At 56.1% G+C, this 8,032-nt stretch carries 13 protein-coding genes and 2 pseudogenes; 7 read left to right on the forward strand and 8 right to left on the reverse strand.

What is annotated here, in order from left to right; genetic code table 11:
• Positions 1-222: 222 nt before the first annotated feature.
• On the forward strand, positions 223-876 hold the full coding sequence (locus C2I19_RS19170) for a BON domain-containing protein (protein WP_103904230.1): 654 nt from the start codon (positions 223-225) through the stop codon (positions 874-876).
• A 46-nt stretch (positions 877-922) separates the two neighbouring features.
• Positions 923-1,429 (forward strand): DUF1269 domain-containing protein, encoded by a 507-nt coding sequence (locus C2I19_RS19175; protein ID WP_103904231.1) that lies wholly within the window; start codon positions 923-925, stop codon positions 1,427-1,429.
• An 87-nt stretch (positions 1,430-1,516) separates the two neighbouring features.
• Here the strand turns inward: C2I19_RS19175 and C2I19_RS22100 are convergent, their stop codons facing one another.
• The 6 genes from C2I19_RS22100 to C2I19_RS19200 all read right to left on the reverse strand — a co-directional run bounded on the left by C2I19_RS22100 (position 1,517) and on the right by C2I19_RS19200 (position 4,259).
• Positions 1,517-1,684 carry a hypothetical protein gene (locus C2I19_RS22100; RefSeq protein ID WP_158253765.1) on the reverse strand — a complete coding sequence of 56 codons (168 nt, stop codon included), beginning with the start codon at positions 1,682-1,684 and terminating at the stop codon, positions 1,517-1,519.
• A gap of 12 nt (positions 1,685-1,696) precedes the next feature.
• Positions 1,697-2,014 carry a chaperone modulator CbpM gene (locus tag C2I19_RS19180; protein ID WP_103904232.1) on the reverse strand — a complete coding sequence of 106 codons (318 nt, stop codon included), beginning with the start codon at positions 2,012-2,014 and terminating at the stop codon, positions 1,697-1,699.
• A 5-nt stretch (positions 2,015-2,019) separates the two neighbouring features.
• A complete protein-coding gene (locus tag C2I19_RS19185; protein WP_103904233.1) occupies positions 2,020-2,955 on the reverse strand; it encodes a DnaJ C-terminal domain-containing protein in 936 nt (311 codons plus the stop codon).
• 91 nt (positions 2,956-3,046) lie between these two features.
• Entirely contained in the window at positions 3,047-3,193 is a 147-nt protein-coding gene (locus tag C2I19_RS19190; protein WP_103904234.1) for a lmo0937 family membrane protein, read from the reverse strand.
• Positions 3,194-3,387: 194 nt separating this feature from the next.
• Positions 3,388-3,612 carry a hypothetical protein gene (locus tag C2I19_RS19195; RefSeq protein ID WP_146056874.1) on the reverse strand — a complete coding sequence of 75 codons (225 nt, stop codon included), beginning with the start codon at positions 3,610-3,612 and terminating at the stop codon, positions 3,388-3,390.
• Between the two features lie 239 nt (positions 3,613-3,851).
• Positions 3,852-4,259, reverse strand: a complete 408-nt coding sequence (locus tag C2I19_RS19200; protein ID WP_158253766.1) for a PRC-barrel domain-containing protein — start codon at positions 4,257-4,259, stop codon at positions 3,852-3,854.
• Positions 4,260-4,474: 215 nt separating this feature from the next.
• Between C2I19_RS19200 and C2I19_RS19205 the strand changes: the two genes are divergently transcribed.
• The 3 genes from C2I19_RS19205 to C2I19_RS19220 all read left to right on the forward strand — a co-directional run bounded on the left by C2I19_RS19205 (position 4,475) and on the right by C2I19_RS19220 (position 6,760).
• On the forward strand, positions 4,475-4,951 hold the full coding sequence (locus tag C2I19_RS19205; RefSeq protein ID WP_199181274.1) for an FtsX-like permease family protein: 477 nt from the start codon (positions 4,475-4,477) through the stop codon (positions 4,949-4,951).
• A gap of 511 nt (positions 4,952-5,462) precedes the next feature.
• The gene (locus C2I19_RS19215) at positions 5,463-5,861 is read left to right on the forward strand and encodes a BON domain-containing protein (protein ID WP_103904238.1); all 399 of its coding nucleotides are present in this window, start codon (positions 5,463-5,465) and stop codon (positions 5,859-5,861) included.
• A gap of 248 nt (positions 5,862-6,109) precedes the next feature.
• On the forward strand, positions 6,110-6,760 hold the full coding sequence (locus C2I19_RS19220; protein ID WP_199181275.1) for a lipid-binding SYLF domain-containing protein: 651 nt from the start codon (positions 6,110-6,112) through the stop codon (positions 6,758-6,760).
• Between the two features lie 90 nt (positions 6,761-6,850).
• Here the strand turns inward: C2I19_RS19220 and C2I19_RS19225 are convergent, their stop codons facing one another.
• Together C2I19_RS19225 and C2I19_RS19230 are read right to left on the reverse strand one after the other, a co-directional pair.
• Positions 6,851-7,030: an antitoxin PaaA2 family protein gene (locus tag C2I19_RS19225; protein ID WP_103904240.1), complete on the reverse strand. Its 180-nt coding sequence runs from the start codon at positions 7,028-7,030 to the stop codon at positions 6,851-6,853.
• 340 nt (positions 7,031-7,370) lie between these two features.
• Complete coding sequence (locus C2I19_RS19230; protein WP_439647052.1) at positions 7,371-7,502, reverse strand: ATP-binding protein; 132 nt, start codon at positions 7,500-7,502, stop codon at positions 7,371-7,373.
• Positions 7,503-7,520: 18 nt separating this feature from the next.
• Here C2I19_RS19230 and C2I19_RS22310 point away from each other — a divergent pair.
• Positions 7,521-7,631 (forward strand): annotated as a pseudogene (locus C2I19_RS22310) (IS5/IS1182 family transposase); the annotation flags it as partial.
• 152 nt (positions 7,632-7,783) lie between these two features.
• Positions 7,784-8,032 (forward strand): annotated as a pseudogene (locus C2I19_RS19235) (IS4 family transposase); the annotation flags it as partial.

Raw genomic sequence — 8,032 nt, forward strand, 5'->3', positions numbered from 1 at the left:
GAGGGCGAGTTGCTGCAGAGTCAGGCGCTCGGCCTCGGTCAGTTGTACGGTGCACTTCATGGAGTTCGGTGGTGAGTAGAGTCCGGGTGAGTGCAATCAAGAATCAAACCAATTTGTTGTGGGCACTTAAGTCTTGTTTTCTGTTGTGTGCGTTATCGTACAGACTATTTTAAGGTCGTATGCGAACTTATAGGCTCTTTTAGCATTCTAGGAGAGTGTGAAATGAAAAACGATATTCAGTTGCAACAGGATGTAATGGCTGAATTGAATTGGGACCCTTCGATTAGTTCCAGCCATGTAGGGGTATCTACGAATGATGGTGTAGTAACACTGACAGGACATGTCTGTAGTTATGCTGAAAAGTGGGCTGCGGAACGCGCTGCTCTGCGCGTGGCCGGTGTGAAAGCGTTGGCAATTGAAATGGATGTCGAATTGCCTAACTCCGACCGGCGTGAAGATGCAGATATTTCTCGGTCCGTTGCTCATCTTCTACAGCAGATGACTGAAATACCGAAAGAAGGAATAAAAGTCATGGTAGAAAATGGCTGGGTAACATTGTTTGGTGAGGTGGAATGGGATTACCAGCGCCAAATCGCTAGCCGGATAGTGCGACACTTATTGGGCGTAACTGGTGTAAGCGATAATATTGCCATCACTCCAAAGCTGTCTATGAACGATGTAAAGGACGGTGTGGAGAATGCTCTCCGTCGTCGAGCTATCGCCGACATAGATAGTATTTCAGTGATGATACAGGGAGAGGATGTGATCCTAGATGGTGTGGTACATAGTTGGTCAGAAAGGGAGCTAGCCGAGCATGCCGCATGGGGCATGCCTGGCGTACATCAAGTTATAAACAAAATAAAGGTGTCAATTTAAAATAATTACTCAGCGAGTGTTAAATTTCATTCTCAAAGGAAAAATCATGGAATCATCAAAGTCGGCAGTTTATGTCTACAACACTCATCTTGAAGCAGAGGATGCAATCCGCCTGCTAAGCAAAGGTGGCTTTGACGTAAAAAAATTATCCATAATTGGAAAAGGTTACCATAGCGAGGAAAGTCCTATCGGATTTTATACTACCGGCGATAAGATGAAGATGTGGGGAGGTGTTGGCGCATTTTGGGGAGGTTTATGGGGATTGCTATTCGCGCCCGCTGTTTTCTTTCTACCTGGTTTAGGATTGGTTGCCATGGCTGGCCCGGTAGTTTCGATCCTAGTTAGCGCATTGGAGGGTGCTGCGATTGCTGGCGGGGTTTCTGCACTGGGAGCGGCACTTACCAGGGTTGGTGTTAACGCCGATCAGGTCGTAAAATATGAAACTGCGCTGAAGGCAGATAAGTATGTGTTGGTTGTACACGGCGGAGAGGCGGATGTTGCCAGAGCACAAAGCATTCTGGATATTGCCACTGGATGGAAAGAGGTCCGATAAGTTGCAGTCTGATTTCCACCCTTCCAACGCACACGCCCGCGCCTTGTAAACATTGAAGGATAGTTGCAGCGTAGAGTCTAAAGCGAATCAGCAGCCGGCTCTGATCTGCCCGATGACGGCGCTGTTCACTTGATGGTGGTCATCATCATGTTGGTTTCCAGAAAATCTGGTCATGGGCGCGTACACAGCCAGCCGGTCCATGACCATTTTGGTCTGGATCGCGACGCTGGAGATGAGAGCCGCGGTGGTGCGCATGCTGATGCCGGGCTAGTGCTTGCCAGTCCGATCCAGACGCGCCCGCAAGGCCTGCAGCTCGTCCAACAGATCCAGCACCAGCGCCACGCCAGAGGGATTGATCTCTAGATCGCGCGACAAGCGCCACGCTACCTGTGCGCGCCTCAAGGCATCGCCACGGAAACGCCAATTCTGCGGCGACTCGCCCAGCGGCTCCAGCACGCCCTCCCGCACCCAGCGAACAACAAAGGCCTCTTCGGCATGACTGGCCTGGCACAGTTCAAGCAACGTCAGCTCCAGTTGCTCCTCCACCACCACGCCCTGAGTCACTGCCGGCTGGTTCTGATCCATGATGGCTATCCTTTCAACGCGCTGCGCGGATTGAAGTCAAAGGCATGAGCCATGGCCTGGTAGGCGGCACGCTCCCGCTCGCCCGCCACCGGCGGCAAGGCTATCGTCAACGCCACATATAAATCGCCCGGCACGGCGCTGGGAATGCCGCGCCCCTTCAGGCGCAATTGTTTCCCGGCCTGGGATCCCGGTGGGATCTTGAGCTGAACCGGACCATCAGGCGTGGGCGCTTCCACGGATGCGCCAAGCGCCGCCTCCCACGGCGACACCGGCAGCTCCAGGAAAACATCGCGCCCTTCGACTCGAAACAGCCGATGGCGCTTGAATTCGATTTCCAGATACAAATCGCCGGCCGGCCCGGCGCCGGGCGCCGCGCCACCCTGTCCGGCCAGGCGCAGATGTTGCCCTGCCCGTATGCCTTTGGGGATGGCCACCGACAAGGTGCGCGTCTGCAGCACCACATGGCCATCGGCAGTCTGGGTCGGCATGCGCAACTCTACGCTGCGTTGGCAGCCTTGGTAGGCATCTTCCAGATCAATCTGCACTTTGGCGTGATGATCCCGACCGACGCCATGGGCATGACGGTGCCCGCCGCCGCGCGCACGCCGGCCAAACAAGGATTCGAAGAAATCGTCCTGATCGGTCGTGCCGCCGCCGAAATCGCGGCCATGAAACTCGAAGCCGCTGTCCCAATCAGGTGGTGGTTGGAAGTCCTGTCCGCTTTTCAGATCGCTGCCCATCAAATCATAGGCAGCGCGCTTCTCAGGGTTCTTCAATACCGCGTAGGCCTCGCCGAGTTCCTTGAAGCGCGTCTCCGCATCCGCCTCCTTGCTGACGTCCGGATGGAATTTCCGCGCCAGCTTGCGATATGCCTGCTTGACCTCATCCTGCGTGGCGGTGCGCGCAATGCCCAGCGTTTCGTAATAGTCGTGGAACTTCATGGCTGTGCGCTCAGGTCGCGGCCCCATCGTCTCATGATTGCCTGGCTAAGCGACACGCCACGCTGCATGATCAGCTCCATTATTTGGCACCTTATAACGGCCGACCTTGGATAAAACGCACCAGTATCGCCACGACTGCCAACAACAAAAGAATATGGATGAAGCCTCCCATTGTGAAAGCCGTCATCAAACCCAAAGCCCACAAGACCAGCAAGGTGACAATGACAATTTCAAACATGGCACTCTCCCGGACAAACGTCGAAACTGGAAGATAAACGCAGTCCACATGACGCCCTCCATCAAAGGAATCGCGGCGGAGGCCAAACCGCCAAAGCGATCTGGGATCGCCTGTCGCGCCGCCCGCAGGGTGGCGGCGACCTGCCGCCATGTGATGCCGCGATGAATTGCGCGCCAAACCCGCGGGCGGCTGATTCAGTCATCCATCGGCCAATCGCCGTCAACCGTTTCGTACTCCTCCAGATCGTGCTGAATCGCCTCGTCAAACGGGTCGTAGATCTCGGTAGTGAAACTGAAGTACTCGGTGGAGCCCGGCAGTATCTTCCGCGTCGGTAACCCGGTTTCGGGTAGCGACTTGATATCTTCTTCAGGCAACCAGAACATGTCGCCATCGCTATCGTGTTGAACAAGCGGGTCCATGATCATGCTCCTATGAAGCAAACCCCCCGCGACATTGCAAGAGGTCGGCATCGTTACCATGAAGGTGAGAAGGCAGAATGTCTGTGCGCTATCCAACTAAGCGGGGATGCGTATGGCTTACCCGGGGCAGGCCAATGTGCGCAGCATGGCAATAGGATTGGCACAGACGCCTCTTCGTGACAGCGCTGCCGCAAGCTGTAAAACCTGCGGCAACGGGGCCAGGGCCACATCCGGATTATTTAGTCGAGTCCGCGGCCATAGTCGGCCGCCTTGTCGGGCAAAGGCGTTGGCTGGTTCACATGCAGCCACTTGTGCACTTCAATGTCAGGGACCTGCCACAAATGCAAACGATCCATGCTCACCACCAAGCGATTATTCGCGGCATCAAACATAAAGGCGCTCCACGGTACGGCCACCCTTTTGCCGTCAAGGTCCAGCAAGCCGCGAATCGACAATTGCACATAGGCGATGCAGCCCGTTTTCACGTTCAGCATGATTTCCTTGATATCGCCCAGAAACACATTGCGCTGGTTGTAAACGTCGCTGCCGATCAGCGCATTCACCGCCATCAGCTCCACCTGCTCCGCTAACTGCGTATGGCCTTTCACTCGGTACACCCCGTAAATATCGCGCTCTGCATAGTTCATGACCGTCTCCATCGCGAGGCACCAGCATACCCAGCTCCACCTATCTGAACGAGCGAGCTTGGAGCCATCCAGGAACATCGAAGGCAACTCGAGCTGTAAAAAAACCAGAGGCACTGAACTCTTTGTCTGGCCGGACAGCAGGCCAGACTCGCCTCGCTATATCCTGTGCGAGGGCGGCTGGGCAGTCTGTTCGCTAACCCACGCTGGACTGTCACTTGCCACTATCCGCTCCGGCTGTCCACGCCAGCGCCTGGAACTACGCCATCGATAATCAGCGCAAGCAATACCTGATGACGGTGATCAGCCTCATCGTCGGGCTGTCGATCTCCGGCCAAACGTTTTACAGCTTCATCCGGGAGAATCTGGAGAAATGCGGCGCCCTCAAGGCCATCGGCGCCAAAGGACGCGAACTGGTGGTGATGATTCTGTTCATGGCTACTTTCACCGCGGTCACCGGCTTTGGCCTGGACATAGGGCTGATCACGCGGCGGATCACCCTCGCCCCCTCGCCGCGGCCCAACTACGCGGCCATCATCACCTGCTGGAACCTGACGCTGGCCTTTGGCATGGCGGTGATCATCGCCGCTCTCTCCAGCTATTTCGCCATCCGCCGAGTACTGCAAGATAGAGCCATTCGACATCTTCCGCGCTTGAGCGCAATCCAGCTCGCCGCCATGAGCGCGCAAAACTGATTTTTCGAGCCAGCTCACTATCTATGTTGGATAACGCACCGACAACTGCCGGCTTAAGCCTCAAAGTCAGCCTACCAACGCCTCGTAATCCTGCGGGAAGTTGGATGCTAAAAGAGGTTATCATGGACAAGCACAATCAGCAGAACACCTCCCCCAAGGATGCCGCCGCGGCCCAAAAGCCGTGCGCTGACAGCGCCAAGCCAGGCGTTGCTCCCTCCCAAACCAGCGGTCAACAGCGTCCAGCCAGCGCTGCCGCTCCGTGCGCCCCTGCCAAGCAGGCTGGCCACCAAACCGGGCTGGTTCACGAAAGCCATACTGGCTATACCCCACCCAAGGTCTGAACGCGCAGCCACAGCCAACCACAGCACCGACAGCCCGCTTGAGCGCTGATCCCGGATCAGGGTAGCGCGCCACTGGCTCCCGCAACGATTGACTACCTAGCAGCGAATCAGACACAGCGATCGCTCCGCCCTAGGCAGGGCGATCTACGGTTGAGCAGAAGGAGTCGATCATGCTTACCCCATCCATGCAACGCGCAAGCCGCTTTACTCTGTTTCTTGCCTACGCCGCGCTGATCACCGTTTCTACAGGCGCCCGCGGCAATAGCGTCGGCACCATGCCGGACAACCCACCCGCCCCGACGCAAACCATGGGCGATACCTATGCCGAAGGCACCGAGGTGAGCAGCTATGTCACGGACGCCATGATTACCGGCAAAGTCAAAGCCGAGCTGTTCCGAGATCCTGATCTGATCTCGTACGAAATACGAGTGGAAACCGATAACGGTCGAGTCATGCTGAGCGGGCAGGTGGATACCCAGGCCGAGGTTGACCGAGCCGGAGATCTGGCGCTGGGCATCAAGGAGGTCCGGGTCGTCATCAACTATATATGTGTCCGCGGCTCCCAATAGCCACGTCCTCCCCGCCCCGTCCTCACGCGCTCGGGGAGGACATCACAGCCACATCGGCTCCTGAATGTGCATGCATCAACGGGTGCCTCGCCTTATTACCCAGCGACTGATAGAAGCTCGACATACCGTGAAGGAAGGCATAGCTCCAGGCCGAAAATCTCCCTTCCGGCACAGTCCCGCGTCGGCTATGTTCGCTGGCGAACAGTGACCGTTACCGCTGCCGAATATGATGGGCACTGAAACTCACCATGCCCATGGCTTGCGAAACAAAGCGCCATAACTTCTACGCCATAGCATTCAAGGAGAGTCTCAAACCCCTTTCAAGGAGTTCCACCATGATCCATCCCCTACGAAATCTACAGAAAGTCCTGTTACTGGCCGCCACCGCGCTGATGCTGTGTCTGGCCAGCGCCTATACCCAGGCCGAATCGGCGCGCGATCTGGATGAGGCCGCCCTGCAATCGCTGCACATGCTGTATCAAACGAGCCCTGCGGCGGAAAGTCTCTCCCACAAGGCCTCCGCCATCCTGGTGTTTCCCAAGATTGTCAAAGCTGGGCTGATCTTTGGCGGCGCATACGGCGAAGGCGTGCTGCTGGAAGGAGGCCACCCCAACGGCTATTACAACTCAGTTACCGCATCTTGGGGCTGGCAGGCCGGCGCGGAATCCTATGGCTATGTGGTATTTCTGATGAATCAGAAAGCCATCCGCTATCTGAAAAAGTCTATGGGTTGGGAAATCGGCACGGGCCCCAGCGTGGTCGTGGTTGATGCCGGCACGGCGAAAAACTTGAGCTCGACGACATTGCGCAACGACGCCTATGCTTTCATCTTCGACCAGCAAGGCCTGATGGCTAGCCTGAGCATAGAAGGCACCAAGATTTCGCTCATCAAGCGTTAAGCCCAGCCCATCCCAATCTGATGCCGCTTGTCATATACCTCAAAATGTCTTTGACATATTCATCTAACAAATGGGCCCGTCATCAGCTGCTTAGTCCAGCTTCGAGCGCCGCAGCAGTGCGGCGCGCTTGAGGGCGAAATCGCGTTTAGCCTGTTCGTGTGGAATGCCGGCGCGCGGATCATCCAGCGCAGCTTGGACGGCTTGGCGAACGTACTCGTTATAAGAAATCGTCGATTCTGAAGTGAGGGGGATGGGCTCTGGCCGTTGCATGGGGTCTTCTCCTGACTTTCGCTGCTAGTGAATCTCAAAAGGGGCTTTGGTACCGGGACGTTTACCTTTGAGGCACTGCCGTCGGCATCACCTCGAAAAATGAGCAAGACTACATCACGCTCACCGACATGGTGCAGCACTTCAAGGGTGGCAGCGCGCTGATCGAGCAATGGCCGCAGAACAAGGATGCTGTTCCTGGAGGTAACCCTGCGAATTTCGCAACATTATGGTTCCGATCACATTGGTTTCCATCAGGCTGCGGCGATGATAGCCGCTCCAGCTCTTCCTGATCGCTCTGAGCGCCACGCCAGTTATGTGAGACCGGTGTGGCGCTCATTTACTACCCCTGTGTTGCCTGTAGTTTGCGCATAGAATCTCCTTTCAGTTCAATGCGATGGGCGCTATGAACCAATCGATCAAGAATGGCATCAGCTATAGTCGGCTCGCCGATGTAGTCATGCCAGCCGCTCACAGGTAGTTGAGAAGTAAGCGAAAAGCCGAGGCGGTGATTCCTACCCGGAAGAATGCCAAGCCGTGGAAGGAAAATCGGTTGGACGCCTATGTCCGAAACGAGATACTGCGTGCTACCGGGCGCCTGGGCACTGTCGCGAAATTAGCATTTCGTCATGAATTCCTACGCGCCGCGTGATATAATCTCGCCATAAACCATTGATCCATATGACGAAATGAATACAAAGCCCATCCCCTCAATATTCCAATTCGATCTATAAAATCCATCAGCTCATCACTTCCGTGGATTTCATCGATCGCCATCGACAAACCGCTCGCGATTTCACCCGTCGCGCCATCTTCACCTTCGACCGCGTGGTCGGCGTACTGCTCGTCAACCTGATGCACTCCTTGCAGGTCGAGCTCGACCAGTTCTTCTCCCGCCTTCCGCTTCCCTCCGGCCGCCGCGCCAACGACGACGCCTTCCGCATGGCGCGCAAGAAGCTGCGCTGGCAAGCCTTTGTCGAACTCAATCAAGCCGTGCTGGCAGAC

The sequence above is a fragment of the Chromobacterium alticapitis genome (assembly GCF_002924365.1).
GTDB classification, from domain to species: Bacteria; Pseudomonadota; Gammaproteobacteria; order Burkholderiales; family Chromobacteriaceae; genus Chromobacterium; species Chromobacterium alticapitis.